The 16,136-nt window shown below is 70.4% G+C and carries 16 protein-coding genes; 13 read left to right on the top strand and 3 right to left on the bottom strand.

Annotated elements, in window-relative coordinates; translation table 11 throughout:
* Positions 1-121: 121 nt before the first annotated feature.
* Complete coding sequence (locus tag ABN028_RS01535; RefSeq protein ID WP_349328949.1) at positions 122-859, top strand: DUF899 domain-containing protein; 738 nt, start codon at positions 122-124, stop codon at positions 857-859.
* A 90-nt stretch (positions 860-949) separates the two neighbouring features.
* Entirely contained in the window at positions 950-1,315 is a 366-nt protein-coding gene (locus tag ABN028_RS01530) for a YciI family protein (protein WP_349692276.1), read from the top strand.
* An 84-nt stretch (positions 1,316-1,399) separates the two neighbouring features.
* Here the strand turns inward: ABN028_RS01530 and ABN028_RS01525 are convergent, their stop codons facing one another.
* A complete protein-coding gene (locus tag ABN028_RS01525) occupies positions 1,400-2,227 on the bottom strand; it encodes an IclR family transcriptional regulator (protein ID WP_349695324.1) in 828 nt (275 codons plus the stop codon).
* A gap of 208 nt (positions 2,228-2,435) precedes the next feature.
* Between ABN028_RS01525 and ABN028_RS01520 the strand changes: the two genes are divergently transcribed.
* The 4 genes from ABN028_RS01520 (at position 2,436) to ABN028_RS01505 (ending at position 7,951) form a co-directional block, all read left to right on the top strand.
* Positions 2,436-3,806 carry an aspartate aminotransferase family protein gene (locus tag ABN028_RS01520; protein ID WP_349695323.1) on the top strand — a complete coding sequence of 457 codons (1,371 nt, stop codon included), beginning with the start codon at positions 2,436-2,438 and terminating at the stop codon, positions 3,804-3,806.
* A gap of 105 nt (positions 3,807-3,911) precedes the next feature.
* Positions 3,912-5,294 (top strand): hypothetical protein, encoded by a 1,383-nt coding sequence (locus tag ABN028_RS01515; RefSeq protein WP_349695322.1) that lies wholly within the window; start codon positions 3,912-3,914, stop codon positions 5,292-5,294.
* Between the two features lie 102 nt (positions 5,295-5,396).
* Positions 5,397-7,187 carry a thiamine pyrophosphate-requiring protein gene (locus ABN028_RS01510; protein WP_349695321.1) on the top strand — a complete coding sequence of 597 codons (1,791 nt, stop codon included), beginning with the start codon at positions 5,397-5,399 and terminating at the stop codon, positions 7,185-7,187.
* 80 nt (positions 7,188-7,267) lie between these two features.
* Entirely contained in the window at positions 7,268-7,951 is a 684-nt protein-coding gene (locus tag ABN028_RS01505) for a hypothetical protein (RefSeq protein WP_349328955.1), read from the top strand.
* Here the strand turns inward: ABN028_RS01505 and ABN028_RS01500 are convergent.
* Positions 7,939-8,937: an NAD-dependent epimerase/dehydratase family protein gene (locus ABN028_RS01500; protein WP_349328956.1), complete on the bottom strand. Its 999-nt coding sequence runs from the start codon at positions 8,935-8,937 to the stop codon at positions 7,939-7,941. The two genes, ABN028_RS01505 and ABN028_RS01500, sit on opposite strands and share 13 nt — an antisense overlap.
* A 47-nt stretch (positions 8,938-8,984) precedes the next feature.
* Positions 8,985-9,485 carry a MarR family winged helix-turn-helix transcriptional regulator gene (locus ABN028_RS01495; RefSeq protein ID WP_349328957.1) on the bottom strand — a complete coding sequence of 167 codons (501 nt, stop codon included), beginning with the start codon at positions 9,483-9,485 and terminating at the stop codon, positions 8,985-8,987.
* 95 nt (positions 9,486-9,580) lie between these two features.
* Between ABN028_RS01495 and ABN028_RS01490 the strand changes: the two genes are divergently transcribed.
* Genes ABN028_RS01490 through ABN028_RS01460 form a run of 7 tightly spaced genes read left to right on the top strand, consistent with a single transcriptional unit; the run spans position 9,581 to position 16,123 of the window.
* Positions 9,581-10,507: a nitroreductase/quinone reductase family protein gene (locus ABN028_RS01490; protein ID WP_349695320.1), complete on the top strand. Its 927-nt coding sequence runs from the start codon at positions 9,581-9,583 to the stop codon at positions 10,505-10,507.
* Positions 10,508-10,557: 50 nt separating this feature from the next.
* A complete protein-coding gene (locus tag ABN028_RS01485; protein ID WP_349695319.1) occupies positions 10,558-11,739 on the top strand; it encodes an NAD(P)/FAD-dependent oxidoreductase in 1,182 nt (393 codons plus the stop codon).
* Positions 11,736-11,999 (top strand): (2Fe-2S)-binding protein, encoded by a 264-nt coding sequence (locus ABN028_RS01480; RefSeq protein WP_349328960.1) that lies wholly within the window; start codon positions 11,736-11,738, stop codon positions 11,997-11,999. The genes ABN028_RS01485 and ABN028_RS01480 overlap by 4 nt, the downstream gene beginning before the upstream one ends.
* Positions 11,992-13,440, top strand: coding sequence for an FAD-dependent oxidoreductase (locus ABN028_RS01475; protein WP_349695318.1), 1,449 nt, complete (start codon positions 11,992-11,994; stop codon positions 13,438-13,440). Before ABN028_RS01480 ends, ABN028_RS01475 begins: the two co-directional genes overlap by 8 nt.
* Before the next feature lie 15 nt (positions 13,441-13,455).
* Positions 13,456-14,385 carry a dihydrodipicolinate synthase family protein gene (locus ABN028_RS01470; protein WP_349695317.1) on the top strand — a complete coding sequence of 310 codons (930 nt, stop codon included), beginning with the start codon at positions 13,456-13,458 and terminating at the stop codon, positions 14,383-14,385.
* Entirely contained in the window at positions 14,382-15,383 is a 1,002-nt protein-coding gene (locus tag ABN028_RS01465; protein WP_349695316.1) for a proline racemase family protein, read from the top strand. The genes ABN028_RS01470 and ABN028_RS01465 overlap by 4 nt, the downstream gene beginning before the upstream one ends.
* Positions 15,384-15,421: 38 nt before the next feature.
* On the top strand, positions 15,422-16,123 hold the full coding sequence (locus ABN028_RS01460) for a GntR family transcriptional regulator (protein ID WP_349695315.1): 702 nt from the start codon (positions 15,422-15,424) through the stop codon (positions 16,121-16,123).
* Positions 16,124-16,136: the final 13 nt, after the last annotated feature.

The raw sequence follows: 16,136 nt of genomic DNA, 5'->3' as shown, positions 1-16,136 counted from the left end.
GGAGAGGACCCGTCGGCGGGAAATTCCTCGCCGGGGCCTGTCGATTGTGGTCCGGGCCGTTCGTCATGGTCCTGACGAGGCCGGACCGGCCTCGAACGATCGATCACCCGGAGGTAGGAGAATGAGTCTTCCCGAGGTTGTGTCCCGCGAGGAGTGGTTGGCCGCACGCAGGCACCTGCTGGTGCGGGAGAAGGAGTCGACCCGCGAACGCGATGCGCTGAACGCCGACCGACGGCGGCTGCCGATGGTGCGGATCGACAAGGAGTACGTCTTCGAGGGGGAGACCGGCAAGGCCAGCCTGGCGGAGCTGTTCGAGGACAACAGGCAGCTCATCATCTACCACGCGATGTTCGACCCGTCGTGGGAGAAGGCCTGCCCCGGCTGCACCGCGACCATGGACGAGTCCACCGACGGCCTGCTCGCGCACCTGAAGACACGTGACACCGCGTACGTGCGGGTTTCCCGTGCTCCCTATGGGAAGATCGCGGCATTCCGGGCGGAGCGTGGGTGGACCTTCCCCTGGTATTCGTCGTACGGCAGTGACTTCAACTACGACTTCCACGTCACCCTCGACGCGGCGGTGACGCCGATCGAGTACAACTACCGGAGCCAGGCCGAACTCGCCGCGATCGACCCGGACTGGGCCGCGGAACGTTCGACCGAGATGCCCGGCTTCAGCTGCTTTCTGCGGGATGGCGACGCCATCTTCCACACGTACTCCACCTATGCGCGTGGCACCGAGGTGGCCAACGACACCTACGCACTGCTCGACCTGACCGCACTGGGCCGCCAGGAAGACTGGGAGGAGCCAGCGGGTCGCGCCGAGAACGCGCGTAAGGCCGACCCCACGTTTTCGTGACTGGGCCGAGCGGCTCTGCTTGACCGCGGCCGGGCCGTGGCGGACGCGCTGCGACCCGGGTCGCTTGATCGCGACAGAAGAGGAGGAACGATGAAGTACCTGCTGTTGATCTGCAGCGAAACCGACCCGGCGGAGCTGGCCGAGAACGCTCCCGACGTCCAGGTCCGGGACGGCCAGTCGGTCGACGTCGGCGCCGGCCCCTGGGTCGAGGAGATGGACGGCCGGGGAGTCCGGCTGTTCGGCAGCCGGGTCCGGCCGCCTGCAGAGGCCACGACCGTGCGCGTGCGCGACGGTGCCGTGCTGACCACCGACGGGCCGTACGCCGAGACCAAGGAATGGATGGCCGGCTTCGACGTCATCGAGTGCGCCAACCTGGACGAGGCGATCGAGGTCGCCGCCAAGCACCCCGCGGCCCGGACCTCCATGATCGAGGTGCGCCAGTTCTGGACCGAGTGAAACGCACAACTCCGGTGGAGCGGAGCAGTTCCGAGCGGCCCACCGCCGCCATGGTCTCCGTTCTGGGCGACTACGTGGCCGGCTTCACGACACCTGTCCGCTGAAGCCCAGTTGGGCGGAAACGCGGTCGGCGGCCGCGCGGGTCGCCCGACCCACCTCGCGCATGCGTACGGCGGTGAAACCCGCCTTCATTCCGGTCACGCTGATCCCCGCCACGCATGCGCCTGAATCATCACGGACGCCGCTGCCCACACAGAAGATGCCTTCGGCGTCCTCCTCGTCGTCGACGGCGTACCCGAGTCGGCGGATCTCCTTCAGCTGCGCCAGCAGCGCCTCGCGGTCGGTGAGAGTGTGCGGAGTACGCCGGGGCAGTCCGCCCGCCGCGACGATGCGTTCGACCTCGGCGTCGGGGAGGTACGCCAGCATCGCCTTGCCGATCCCGGTGCAATGCATCATCTCCCGTGCCCCCATGCGGAGATCGATGTGCACGTGGGCGGGTACGACGACGCGGTCGACGGAGACGGCGGAGTCGTTCTGGAGCACTGCGAGCCGGGCGGACAACCCCACGGTCTGCGTGAGCTCCCGCAGGACCGGCCGGGCAAGGTCGATGAGCGACAGTTGCTCGCGGGCGCGTTCGCCGAGCCGGGACAGGCCCATGCCGAGTCGGTAACGCCGGCTCTGACCTTCGCCATGGTCGGCCACGAGGCCGTGGGAGCGGAGGGTATGGAGGACGGAGAAGACGATGCTCTTCGACAGTCCGCACGCCTGGGCGATCTCGGTGACGCTCATCCCGTCGCTGGTGCCGTGCTCGGCGAGGACCTCGAGGACACCGATCGCACGCACGACGCTGCGCACCGTGTAGCGGTCGCCGTCGGCGCGCTGGGGCTGGGCATCGCGCTGCGCTCGTGCCACCTCTGCGCCCCTCTTCCCTGAGTGATTGCGTACGACAGGTGATTCCGTACGACGACTCCTGAGTGATTCCGCCACGACGATACGGGTCCGCCGGAGCCATTGACGGGCCCTCCGGAACGAGCATAGCCTGTTTTCCGAACGCCGTTCTGTTCTACCGAACGCAGACGCGCGGAGCGCGAGCGCAGCCCGAACGCAGGAGGTGGCCCGGATGGCCGGGACCGCGGAGCCCGAGCGTCAGTCCTCACGGGTCGCCGACCGCGCGCGTGCCGTGATCCCGGGCGGCGTCAACAGCGGCCAGCGGTGCGTGCCCGGCCTCGAGAACCTCGTGGTCGCCTCCACGTCGGGCGCGACGTTCACCGACACGACCGGGCGTACCTTCGTCGACTACCACGCCGCCTTCGGCCCACCGCTGCTCGGCCACAATGATCCGGACGTCAACGCCGCGGTCACCTCCGCTCTTGGGCGCCTCGACCTGTGCGGCGTCGGCGTCACCGCGCAGGAGGTCGAGCTGGCCGAGACGGTGGCCGGTCTCGTTCCCTCGGTGGACAAGCTGCTCCTCACCTCGACCGGCAGCGAGGCGACCTTCCACGCCCTGCGACTCGCGCGAGCCGTGACCGGACGCCGCTACATCGTGAAGTTCCAGGGCTGCTACCACGGTTGGCACGACGCGGTCAGCCTCAACGTCATCTCGAGGGCCGATGCCGTGGGCCACAAGGACCCGATCTCCGCCGGCATCCTGCCCGAGGTGATCGAGGCCACGCTGGTAGCTGAGTTCAACGACGTCGACGGGCTGACCACGCTGTTCGACGCGCTCGGCCCGGACATCGCGGCAGTGATCCTCGAACCGATCCCGCACAATGTCGGTGCGCTCCTGCCGGACCAGGCGTTCCTGCGGGCCTGCCGCGACCTGACCAGCCGGCACGGCTCCGTGCTCGTCTTCGACGAGGTCATCACCGGCTTCCGGCACCACCTCGGCGGCTACCAGGCGATCTCCGGGGTCACACCCGACCTCACCACGTTGGGCAAGTCCATGGCCAACGGCCTTCCCGTGGCCGCCCTCGGTGGGCGGGCTGACCTCATGGACCAGCTCAGCTCACGTCCTGGTGCGCCGGTCTTCGCGGCTGGTACGTACAACGGACATCCGGCGATGGTCGCGGCTGCGGCGGCGACGATCGCGAAGCTGCAGGACGAGCCCGTCCTCGCCCACGTCCACGCCCTCGGCGACCAGGTGCGCGCGGGGCTTCGCGAGGTCTGCGCCGATCTCGACATACCCGCAGTGGTCACCGGTTATGGCTCGGTCTTCCTCACGTACTTCATGGACACGCCACCCCGGACCTACCGCGATCTCCTTGCCAACGACACCGAGCTGTTCATCGGTTACCGGAACCACCTGCGCGACCATCTCATCTTCGAACTCCCGTTGAACCTCAAACGCAACCACCTGTCGTACGCCCACACCGAAAGCCACGTGGACCAGCTGATCGACGCCACCCGGCAGGCGTTGACGAAGGCCCTCACCAACCGACCGGCCGTGAGTGCGTCCGCCAGCACCATGGGCGGCATCGGTTCCACGCCGTGATGCTGGAGCCTTCCAAGGAGGCCAGCAGCTTCCCGAGGCGAGGACCTACGCCTGGAGACCGATCCGAACGCGCGAAGTGACTGACAGGTGGGAGCAGGAGCACCGATGAGCGACGACACGTGGGCACCACCCGGCTGGCAGGGAGAGGTCGGCGTCGGCCGGCGCGACATCACTCCGCCCACCGGCATCAGGGCGAAGAACTGGGGCGCCGCGCTGACCGACGTCTCCACCGGCGCGCACCGCCCGCTCACCTTGACCGCCGTCGCCCTGCGGGCCGGCCCCGACGCCGAGCCGGTCGTGCTGATCACGGCCGACCTGTCGGTGTGGCGGCGCGCCGAGGACGAGTGGTACGTCCGCGGCGCGGTCCTGCAAGCCCATGGGCTGGACGCCACCAGGGTGATGCTGCACCTGGTCCACACCCACGCCAGTCCATCGATTCACGCATCCGAGGTGGACCAACCAGGCGGTGCCTGCGTACCCGCCTATCTGGCCACGCTCCGCGATGCCGCGGTGGCGGCCACCGGCCAAGCGCTCGCCACCTGTGTTCCCGCCAGCATGACGGTCGCGACCGGACGCAGCAGCGTCGCCGCCATCCGCGACCTTCCCGCCGGCGACCGGTACGTCGTCGGGTTCAACCCGCAGGCGAGGGCCGACGACACCCTCATGGTCGCCCGGATCGCGGCGGCCGACGACGGCCGGGTATTGGCGACCATCATCAACTACGCCTGCCATCCCACGACCCTCGCGTGGGAGAACACCCTGGTCTCCGCCGACTATGTGGGCGGCCTGCGCGCGATCGTCGAGGACGGTACGGAGGGTGCGCCGTGCGTCTTCCTGCAGGGTGCGTCCGGTGACCTCGCCCCTCGCGAGCAGTACACCGGCGACACGAGCGTGGCGGACCGGCACGGGTTCGCGCTCGGCCACGCCGCCCTCGGCGCGTTGCAGACGTTGCCGCCACCTGCGCACGGGCTGGCGCTGGAGCGGATCGTCGAGTCCGGCGCGCCGCTCGCGGTCTGGCGACCGCGCGCAGCCACCTGGCCGAGGCACGTCGTCGCCGACCGGACCGAGCTGTCGGTCCCCGTCAAACCCCTTCCTACGTTCGAAGAACTCGAACGCCGGTGGGCCGGCATCGATGCCCACGCCCGGGCCGAACGTATCCACCGCGCGATGGACCAGCGGGACAACCTCCCCACCGGTACGACGACCACCCAGCCGGTCTGGACGTGGCGGCTCGGCGACGTCGTGATGGTCGCGCAGCCGGGCGAGGCGTACTCCGTTTTCCAGCGCACGTTGCGGGACCAGGTGCCCGAGGCGGCGGTCTTCGTCCTCAACCTCACCAACGGCCACAGCCTCGGTTACCTGCCGCCGCTGGATGCGTACGACCACGACATCTACCAGGTGTGGCAGACCGCCTACGGCGCCGGCACCCTGGAGCAGGTGACGAGCCACGCGCTGTCCCGCGCGAAGGAGTTGCTCTCTACCAGGTGACGGGCCGCGCGTGGACGCCGACCGCCGGACAAGTGCAGGTGTCGGACCTTCGTGCGCGGGTAACTCTGCGGTTGCAGGCGTCGGAACGAAAAGGGAGGGACAGTGGCCGAGACAGTCGGCGACTTCGTCCTCGGACGGCTCCGCGACTGGGGTGTCGAGCACGTGTTCGCCTACCCGGGCGACGGCATCAACGGCCTGGTCGCAGCGTTCGGTGAGGCGGACAACCAGCCACGCTTCATCCAGTCCCGCCACGAGGAGATGTCGGCTTTCCAGGCAGTCGGCTACGCGAAGTTCTCCGGCAGGGTCGGTGTCTGCATGGCGACCAGTGGGCCGGGAGCGATCCACCTGCTCAACGGTCTCTACGACGCCAAGCTCGACCATGTGCCGGTCGTCGCCATCGTCGGGCAGACCGCGCGCAGTGCGATGGGCGGAAGCTACCAGCAGGAGGTCGACCTGCAGGCGTTGTTCAAGGACGTCGCCAGTGACTACCTGGTCGAGGTCAACGTCGCCGAGCAGTTGCCCAACGCGCTCGACCGCGCGATCCGGACCGCCCAGGCCCGAAGGGCTCCGACCGCGCTGATCATCCCGAACGACCTGCAGGAGGAGGAGTACTCCGCGCCCCAGCACGCGTTCAAGCACGTGCCGTCGAGTCCACCTGGGCCGGTCGACTCGCTGGTGACGCCACCGGACCGCGAGGTCGCCCGCGCCGCGGAGGTCCTCAACTCGGGTTCGAAGGTCGCCATGCTGATCGGCCAGGGCGCCCGCGGCGCCGTCGAGGAGGTCATGCGGGTCGCCGACATCACCGGCGCGGGAGTCGCGAAAGCCCTTCTGGGCAAGGACGTCCTGCCTGACGACCTGCCGTACGTGACGGGGGCCATCGGCCTGCTCGGCACCCGGCCGAGCTACGAACTCATGCGCGACTGCGACACACTGCTGATCGTCGGCTCCAGCTTCCCGTACTCACAGTTCCTGCCGGAGTTCGGCACGGCACGTGCGGTCCAGGTCGACCTCGACCCCAGCCTGATCGGGATGCGGTATCCGACCGAGGTCAACCTGGTCGGCGACGCCCATGCCGCGCTCGCCGCACTGATCCCCCGGCTGGAACGCAAGACCGACCGGTCCTGGCGGGAAGCGGTCGAGCGTAACGTGACCTCCTGGTGGGAGACCGTCGAGAAGCAGGCCATGCTCGACGCGCGCCCGGTGAACCCGATGCGGATCGTCTGGGAGCTGTCGCAGCGGATCCCCGACAACGCGATCGTCACCGCCGACTCCGGGTCGGCCGCCAACTGGTACGCCCGCGACCTGAAGATGCGTGGCCGGATGCGCGGGTCCCTGTCCGGCACGCTGGCCTCGATGGGTCCCGGGGTGCCGTACGCGATCGGAGCGAAGTTCGCCTGCCCCGACCGGCCGGTCGTCGCCCTGGTCGGTGACGGCGCGATGCAGATGAACGGCCTCGCCGAGCTGATCACCCTGGCGAAGTACTACGAACTCTGGGCCGACCCGCGCTGCGTCATCTGCGTCTTGCACAACAACGACCTCAACCAGGTCACCTGGGAGCTACGGGCCATGGGCGGCGCGCCGAAGTTCGAGGAGTCGCAGACGATTCCCGACATCTCCTACGCCGACATCGCCCGCGGCTTCGGACTGGAGGCGGTGACCGTCGACTCACCGGACGACCTCGGCGCGGCATGGGAACGCTGCCTGCAGGCGGACCGGCCCGCCCTCCTGGACGTCCACTGTGATCCCGAGGTGCCGCCCATCCCGCCGCACGCGACCTGGGACCAGATCAAGGCCACCACCCAGTCGGTGTTGAAGGGCGACCCGGCGGCCTGGCACCTGATCGTGCAGGGAGCGAAGACGAAGCTCCAGGAGCTCACACCGGGCGGGCCATGAATCCCGAGCACCGTCCTGTGTCAGAACACCGGGTCGAAAACGCGTCGCGCGTCCTGGCGCCGGCGATCTAGCCTGCGCAGGTGACCGACCCGGACATGGCCGTGTTCGCCGGCGTGCGTTGGGCGGACCTGAACCATCGCGACACTCGCGTACGGCTGGAGGCGCACGGCTGGACGCCGTGTGGAGAGGGCGACTGGGCGCTCGCGTTCCGTTCGCCCGGTGGCGGGCTGGCGGCACGGGTCAGTGCGTTCGAACCGTCGTACGCCTGGTTCGTCGAGCTCTGCCGGCGGATGGAGGGAAATCCGTACTTCCCCCGGATCGATCTCGTCTCCGAGCTCGAAGGCGGCGGCCACCTCGCGATCCTCGAGTTCCTCACCCAGGTCAGCGCGGATGAGGAGGCCGCGTTCCTCGCGCGCTGGAAGAGCGACGCCGACCCAGACCCTGACCTGCGGGCCGCCCGGGCAGCCACGGAAGCGCTGAACAAGCACTGCCAGGAGAACGTGCGGTTCTGGATGGGCATCGACATCGGCGACCACGTGATGCGCGCCGCCGACGGTCACCTCAAGTTGATCGACCTCCTGGGGGTGGGGGGTGGGCCGATGCTCGACCAGATGGAGGCGGACATGGGCGAGTTCCTCCGCGTCATCCCGCGAGAACGGTGCAGGTACATGCTCGAGATCCCGCACTTCTCCCGCGACTACGCCGCCGATGACCGGGCGCGGGTCGAAGCCGCCTTCGCGCGCGTCGACGTTCAGCGTCCGTAAATGGCGAGGAGGTCGAGCAGCTCGCGCTCGCGGTCCGGGGCCAGGCCGGCGGAGCGGGTACGGTCCAGGCCCTGCGTACGCTCCCAGGCGAGCAGGTCGGTGAGGAGTTCCGCGCGGGGGCGATGCCGCAGGCCGGCCGCCACTGCAGCGGACCCGTCGCGGGCCGCGAATCCCTCCCAGCCCGGCTCCCGGATCCACATCGGCAGCGACACCGACCCGCTCCACTCCTGCACGCCGTGCTCGGCGAGCCACGCCGGCTCGGCGGGAACGACCTTGCCGGTGTGCCCGCCGACCGCGCGGCACAGCTCGATCCATTCGTCGAACGGCACCGTCGGTCCGACCGCGTTGAACAGCCCGGCGGTCCCGGCGGACGCAGCACCCAGCAGCCAGTCGACGAGGTCCCGAACGTCGACCACCTGCGTCGGCGCGTCCGGCGTGGCCGGCACCAGCAGCGGGGTGTGGGGATCGCGTGCGCTCCGCGCCACCCAGTAGCCGGAGCGGTCGGTGTGGTCTCCCGGGCCGCCGATCAGTCCGGCTCGGGCGATCAGCAGCCGGTCGTCGAGGGCGTTGGCCGACGCCTGCTCGCAGGCCGCCTTCGCCTCGCCGTAGAGCGCGCGGTCGACCTCGTCCCGGTCGGTCGGGGCGAGAGTCTCCTCGCTCTCGTCGGCGCCGCGCGTCGCGTGGGAGGCGTAGACGTTGCCCGACGAGACGTAGGTCCAGTGCCGCGCCCGGTCCGCGAGTGCCGTCAGCGCGCTGCGGACCATGCCCGGCTGCCACGACACCTCCACGACGGCGTCCCAGTCACGGCCGGCCACGGCGTCGTAGGCCTCTGGATGCCGCCGGTCGGCGGCCACCAGCTCCGCGCCCGCGGCAACCTCACCACTCGTTCCGCGCGCCAGACAGGTCACGGAGTGTCCCTGGTCGAGTGCCTGTCGCGCGACTTGCCGGCCGAGCCATGCGGTGCCGCCGAGGATCAGGATCTGCATGGCGTCCAGCCAATCCTGGTGGACGGCAGCCTGCCTAGTGGATTCGCTCAGAGCGGATCACCGGGGCCGTCCTGGCCGTCGGCGATGCCCTCTTCGTACGCCCGCAGCGTGTGGACGAACAGCCGGCGCTCGGCGGGGCTGAGTGGCTCGAGGGCGTTTCGCCAGGCGGTCGCGCCACGGGCGAGCCAGCCGTCGATCGCCGGTCGGTGCGCGTCGGCGATGCTCACGATCCGGCGCCGCCGGTCGTCGTCGTCCTCGCGCCGTTCGAGGATCCCCTGGCGGCTCAGCTCACCGACCATGAGGCTCACCGTCGCCGGCGCGACCTCCAGCCTGGTGGCGAGGTCGTTGACGGTCATGGGCCCGTCGAAGAGCAGGTAGGACAACAACGACAGATGGCGTGGCGCCAGGGAGAACCCCCGCAGCTCGTCGGGGATCCGAGCGCGCTTCGCCCGCCCGACGATCCGCGGCAGGAGCAGGATCAGCGCGCGGACAGCGTCGTCGACACCCAGCCCTGGGTCGGCAGCGACTCTCCGTTTCCGGGTTGACACCCCACCAGCCTCCATTTACCTTCGTCCTCAGAGTAGTTTTGCTATCAAAGCCAATTGACTCTGTGTCGACAGCAATCCTGACGAGGAGTATCCCAGTGCCCGACGACCGACCTCCAGCACACGACTCCCTCCAGCAGCAGGTGATCGACGAGTTCCGCGCCCGAGGAGGAGTAGTGGGCGGCCGCTTCGAAGGCACCCCACTCCTCCTGCTCACAACGGGGGGTGCGCGGACGGGCAGGCCACACACCACGCCGGCCACCTATGCCCGCGACGGCGACCGGCTCGTGATCTTCGCCTCCAACGCGGGCGGGCCGAGGAACCCCGACTGGTACCACAACCTGCTCGCCGACCCGAATGTCGTCGTCGAGATCGGCGAGCAGGGCGAGGTACGCACCCACCTGGTCCTGGCGGAGCCGCTCCACGGCGAGGAACGCGACCGGCTCTACGCGCTGCAGGCACAACGGGTCCCCGCGTACGCCGAGTACCAGGCGATGACCTCGCGCAGGATCCCCGTCGTCGCCCTCCGCCCGGTGGACCTGACTGGCGGCGCGGACCGCGTGACGGCGATCGGCGCGCAGCTGACCCAGGTCCACCAGGAGCTACGACGTGCACTCGACGACCTCCGCTCCCGAGCGGACGACCTGGTGGCCGGCCGCCAGGCACCGGCCGACGGGGCGCACGACGGGCACAGCCTGGACGGCGTGCTGCTGGAGCACTGCCTGAGCTTCTGCGCCGCCCTCCACATGCACCACCTCCGCGAGGACGGCGGGTTCACCGCCTTCGAGACGGAAGTGCCCGGCGTCGCGCCCCTGGTCGAACGGCTGCGCCGGGAGCATCGGGTAGTGGGGCAGACCCTGACGCGGCTGCGGGAGCTGGTGGCACGGCTTGGTTCCACTCCGGGCGCGGCGGACGCCGTCACCATGCGGGCCGAGCTGGAGCAGCTCGCCGTGAACCTGGAGGAACACTTCCGCTACGAGGAGGAGAGCCTGATCCCGGCGCTGGCGGCGGCCGCGCAGGCGTAGGCAGCAGTCGGCTCGGCAGGAGATCGCACGGTATGTGACATAGTACTGCCGTGCCTGCCGGGTTCTCGCGTACGCCCGTCGACGTGGTCGTCGTCGGGGCCGGCGTGGTCGGTGCGGCCTGTGCCTACTACTCCGCGCGGGCAGGGCTCGCCGTCGCGGTGGTCGACGCCGCCGGGATCGCAGGGGGTACGACGGGCGCCGGTGAAGGCAACCTGCTCGTCTCGGACAAGGAACCCGGTCCGGAGCTCGCGCTGGCCCTGCGTTCGCTCGCGTTGTGGCGCGAGCTGGACGGCGACCTCGGGTGCGACAGCGGGTTCGAGTACGAACGCAAGGGCGGCGTCGTCGTCGCGGAGTCCGCCGAGGCCCACGCCAGGCTGGAGGCGTTCGCGGCCGGCCAGCGCGCCGCCGGCATCACCGCCGAACCTGTGCGCGACGCCGAACTCGCCGACCTCGAACCTCGGCTCGCGCCAGGCCTGCCGGGCGGCATCCACTACCCGCAGGACGCGCAGGTCCAGCCGATGCTCGCGGCGGCGGCGCTGCTGCGCGCGGCCCGGGCGCACGGCGCCACGGTCCACCCGCACACCCGGGTCACCGCCCTGGAGCGGGACCGGCACGGGCGGGTGACCGGGGTCGTCACGACCGGCGGCACCGTGGCCGCCGGAGCCGTCGTCAATGCCGCCGGCACCTGGGGCGGCGAGGTCGCCGTGCTGGCGGGTGTCGAGGTGCCGATCCTGCCCCGGCGTGGGTTCGTCCTCGTCACCGAGCCGCTGCCGCCGATGGTGCGGCACAAGGTCTACAGCGCGGAGTACGTCGCGAACGTCGCGAGCAGCTCCCCCGACCTCGAGACGTCGGCCGTCGTCGAGGGCACGGCCTCGGGCACGATCCTCATCGGCGCGAGCCGCGAGCGGGTGGGCTTCGACCGCACCCTGTCGCTGCGGGTCCTGCAGCGGCTCGCAACCCAGGCGGTGCGGTTGTTCCCGTTCCTGGCCGGGGTGTCCGCGATCCGTGCGTACCGTGGATTCCGTCCGTACGCGCCGGACCACCTGCCGGTGATCGGCCACGATCCTCGCGCGCCCGGGCTGTTCCACGCGTGCGGGCACGAAGGTGCGGGCGTCGGCCTCGCACCGGTCACGGGGTCCGTCGTAGCCGCGCTTCTCACCGGCCAGGACCCAGGTCTTGATGTGCGGCCCTTTCGGCCGGAGCGGTTCGACTCGACGGCGGTGCCGGCATGAGCCCAGAGCCGGCCGCGATCGTCGTCGACGGGCGGCGGGTCGCTGTACGTCCGGGGCAGTCCGTCGCGGGCGCCCTGCTCGCCGCCGGGATCCGATCCTGGCGTACGACGAGAACCGGCAAGCAGCGTGGGTTGTTCTGCGGCATCGGCGTCTGCTTCGACTGTCTCGTGACCGTCAACGGCCGCGGGTCGGTGCGCGCCTGCGTGGCCGAGGCCCGGCCTGGCGACGTGGTGAGCACCGGGTCGGAGCCAGATGACTGAGGAGGCGCACGACGTCGCGGTCGTCGGTGCGGGTCCGGCCGGGCTCACCGCGGCGACGACCATGGCCGGCCACGGCCTCCGGGTTGTCCTGCTGGATGCGGGCGGGCGCCCGGGCGGGCAGTTCTTCCGGCACCGCGACGACGCGGCCGCCGACGCCCACGGTCCCGGCTTCCGCGCGCTCCGCTCCACTCTCGCCGCAGAGGTGGCCGCCGGCCGGCTCACCTACCGACCACGACACCAGGTCTGGACGGTCGAACGCGCGGCCCGCCGGTTCACCGTTCACGCCCTCGACGAGTCCGGCGACGGTGAACCACGGCCGTGCCGGGCGGAGGCCGACACCCTCGTCGTGGCGACGGGTGCGTACGACCGGCAGCTTCCGTTCCCTGGTTGGGATCTGCCCGGCGTCGTGGCGGCGGGTGGGGCGCAGGCGCTCCTGAAGGGCAGCGGCGTCCTCGTCGGTAAACGGGTGGTGGTCGCCGGGAGCGGTCCGTTCCTGCTGCCCGTCGCGGCCGGGCTCGCGGAGGGTGGTGCACGGGTCGTCGGGGTGTACGAAGCGAGCCCTATGCGCGGCTATCTCGAGCATGTGCGCGCGGTCGCGAGGCACCCGGCGCGGCTCGCCGAAGCCGCGTCGTACGCCGCGAGACTCGCCCGGCACCGGGTGCCCTACCGCACCGGCCACGCGGTCGTCGCGGCGTACGGCGACGCCTCCCTCACCGGTGTCACTGTCGCTCGGCTCGACGCGCAGCGCCGGCCGATCCGCGGCACGGAGTCGGCGGTCCCCTGCGACGCTCTGGCGGTCGGGTTCGGGTTCACCCCGCACGTCGACCTGCTCGTCGAGCTTGGCTGCGAGCTGTCCGGCGACCACGGAGGAGGGTCACCTGTCGTGGCGGTGGACCTCGACCAACGGACCACGGTCGAGGGCGCCTACTCCGCCGGGGAGACGACCGGCATCGGTGGAGCGGCACTGGCACAGGTCGAGGGCGAGTTGGCCGGCCTGGCCGTCGCCGCCGCGCACGGGATCGCGGTGGACGAGCGCCAGGTGCGGCGGCTCCGGACCCGCAGGGCCGGGCTGCGGGCCTTCGCTGCCGTCCTCGACCAGGTCCACGCGCCACCGGACGGCTGGACTGCCGGACTCCCCGACGACACGCTTGTCTGCCGCTGCGAGGAGGTCACCGCCGGTACGGTCCGCCGGGCAGTCCGCGAACTCGGCGCGACGGACCCGCGGTCGGTGAAGCTCCTCACCCGTACCGGCATGGGGTGGTGTCAGGGCCGGATCTGCACCGCCGCCACCGTGGAGTTGACGGCCGCGCTGACGAGCCGGCCGGTGGCCGTCGAGGACACGATCGCTCTGGCACGCCGCCCCTTCGCGCACCCCGTCCCGCTCGGCGTCCTCGCCGACCTCGACGTCCCCGACCCCGAGCCCCGGTCCGAGCAGACGTAGCGGAGAAGGAGAACGATGATGACGCCGACGACCCGCAAGCCCTGGCACGGTGTGATGGTCGCGACCGCACTGCCGTACCACGACGACCTCACCGTCGACCATGACAGGTTCGCCGATCATGTGCGGTGGCTCGTCGACCACGGCTGCGCCGGCGTGATGCCCAACGGCTCGCTCGGCGAGTACCAGTCGTTGACCGACGACGAGCGCTCCCGCGTCCTGCGTACCGCCCTTGCCGCCGTTCCCGACCATGGTTCCGTCGTGCCTGGCGTCTCGGCCTACAGCGCCCTCACCGCTCGCCACTGGGCCGAGGACGCGGCCGAGGCAGGCGCGGAGGCCGTGCTGCTCCTCCCCCCGAACGCCTACCGCGCCGACGACCGCATCGTCCTCGCGCACTACGCCGAGGTCGCGAAGGCGGGCCTGCCGATCGTCGCGTACAACAATCCCCACGACACCCGCGTCGACCTCACTCCGGAACTGCTCGCGCGGCTGCACGGCGAGGGGTTGATCGCGGCGGTGAAGGAGTTCAGCGGCGACGTCCGGCGGATCTACCAGATCCGCGAGCTGGCGCCCGACCTCGACGTCCTCATCGGCGCGGACGACGTGGCGCTGGAGCTGGGAGTCGCCGGTGCGGTCGGGTGGGTGGCGGGTTATCCGAACGCGTTGCCCGAGGTGTGCGTGCGGCTCTATGACGCGGCTGTCGCCGGCGACCTCACCACGGCACTTCCGCTCTACCGGCTGCTGCATCCCTTGCTGCGTTGGGATTCCAAGACCCAGTTCGTGCAGGCGATCAAGGCCTCGATGGACATCGCCGGACGTCACGGCGGACCCTGCCGCCCGCCCCGGTTGCCGCTGACCCCCGAGCAGGACGCGGCCGTACGCAAGGCAACCGAGACCGTGCTCGCCACTCTCGATGCCGACCACGCCGTGGAGGTGCCGGGGCGATGAGGACGCGAAACGTCTTCCACGCCGTCGATTCCCACACCGAGGGCATGCCCACCCGCGTCATCACCGGCGGCATCGGCGTGATTCCGGGCGCGACGATGGCCGAACGCCGGCAGCACTTCGTTGCTCATCTCGACCATCTGCGTACCCTCCTGATGTACGAACCGCGCGGCCACAGCGCCATGAGCGGGGCGATCCTGCAACCGCCGACGAGGCCGGACGCCGACTACGGCGTCCTCTTCATCGAGGTCTCCGGCTGCCTTCCCATGTGCGGGCACGGGACGATGGGCGTCGCCACGGTGTTGGTCGAGACCGGCATGGTCACCGTGACCGAACCGGTGACACAGGTGCGCCTTGACACCCCCGCCGGACTGGTCGTCGCCGACGTCGAGGTTTCCGACGGGGTGGCGCGACGGGTGACGCTGCAGAATGTTCCGGCATACGTCCATGCCCTCGACCAGACGGTCGCCGTGCGGGGGGTCGGTGACGTCGGTTACGACCTCGCGTACGGCGGGAACTTCTATGCCATCGTGCCGATCGAGTCCGTCGGCCTGCCGTTCGACCGCGCGGAGAAGCAAGCGATCCTTGAGACCGGTCTCGCGATCATGGCGGCCATCAACGACACCGCACCGCCGCGACATGTCGAGGATCCGGGAATTCATGGCTGCCACCATGTCTATTTCGCCGCGCCGGGTTCCGACGCGAAGCACTCCCGGCATGCGATGGCGATCCACCCGGGGTGGTTCGATCGCTCGCCCTGTGGCACGGGCACGTGTGCGCGGATGGCCCAACTGCATGCCCGGGGTGCCCTCGAGGTGGACAGGGACTTCGTCAACGAGTCGTTCATCGGGACGACCTTCGTCGGGCGGCTGATCGGCGAGACGACGGTCGGCGGCCGCCCGGCCGTCATCCCGACGGTGAGCGGACGGGCCTGGCTCACCGGCACCGCGCAGTACTTCCTCGACCCCGAAGACCCCTTCCCCCAAGGGTTCCTCCTGTGAGCGGGGCGAGCGCAGGCGTGAGCAGAGTGGAGCCCGAGGTGAGCGCAGTGGTGAAGTCGGCGGATGTCGACGGGCTCGACCTTCCGCCCCTGCGAGGCTACCGGTCGCTGCGGGAGGAGGTGGCGAATGCGTTGCGGGCCGCACTCGTCGCCGGTCAGATGCGTCCTGGCACGGTCTATTCGGCACCGGCGCTCGCGGCGCGATTCGACGTCTCCGCCACCCCCGTCCGCGAAGCGATGCTCGACCTCGCCAAGGAAGGTCTCGTGGAAGTCGTTCGCAACAAGGGCTTCCGCGTCACCGTCCTCTCCGACGCCGACCTGGACGAGATCACCGAGCTGCGCGAGCTGATCGAGGTCCCGACCGTGGTGAAACTTGTGCCGAACGTGAGCTCCGATGCGTTCGTACGCCTCCGGCCGATCGCCCAGCAGATCGTCGACGCCGCTCGCGAGGGCGATGTGATCGGCTATGTCGAGGCGGACCGGAGATTCCACCTCGACCTGCTCGCCCTTGCCGGCAACACCCGCCTCGTCGAAACCGTCAGCGACCTGCGGAAGCGGTCCCGGCTCTACGGCCTCACCCAGCTCGAGGCGGACCGGCTGGTGGCGTCAGCGGAGGAGCATCTGAAGTTGCTCGACCTGCTCGATGCCGGAGACGCGGAGGCGGTGGAGACCTTGATGCGACAGCACCTCAGCCATGTCCGCGGCAGCTGGGCTGGCCGACCGGAATCCGTTCGTACGTGAGGCCTTGCGCCAC

This window comes from Actinopolymorpha sp. B17G11 (genome assembly GCF_040196095.1).
In the GTDB taxonomy this organism is placed as follows: domain Bacteria; phylum Actinomycetota; class Actinomycetes; order Propionibacteriales; family Actinopolymorphaceae; genus Thermasporomyces.
The sequence above is the reverse complement of the archived record's forward strand: the minus strand, read 5'-3'. Positions and strand labels throughout refer to the sequence as shown.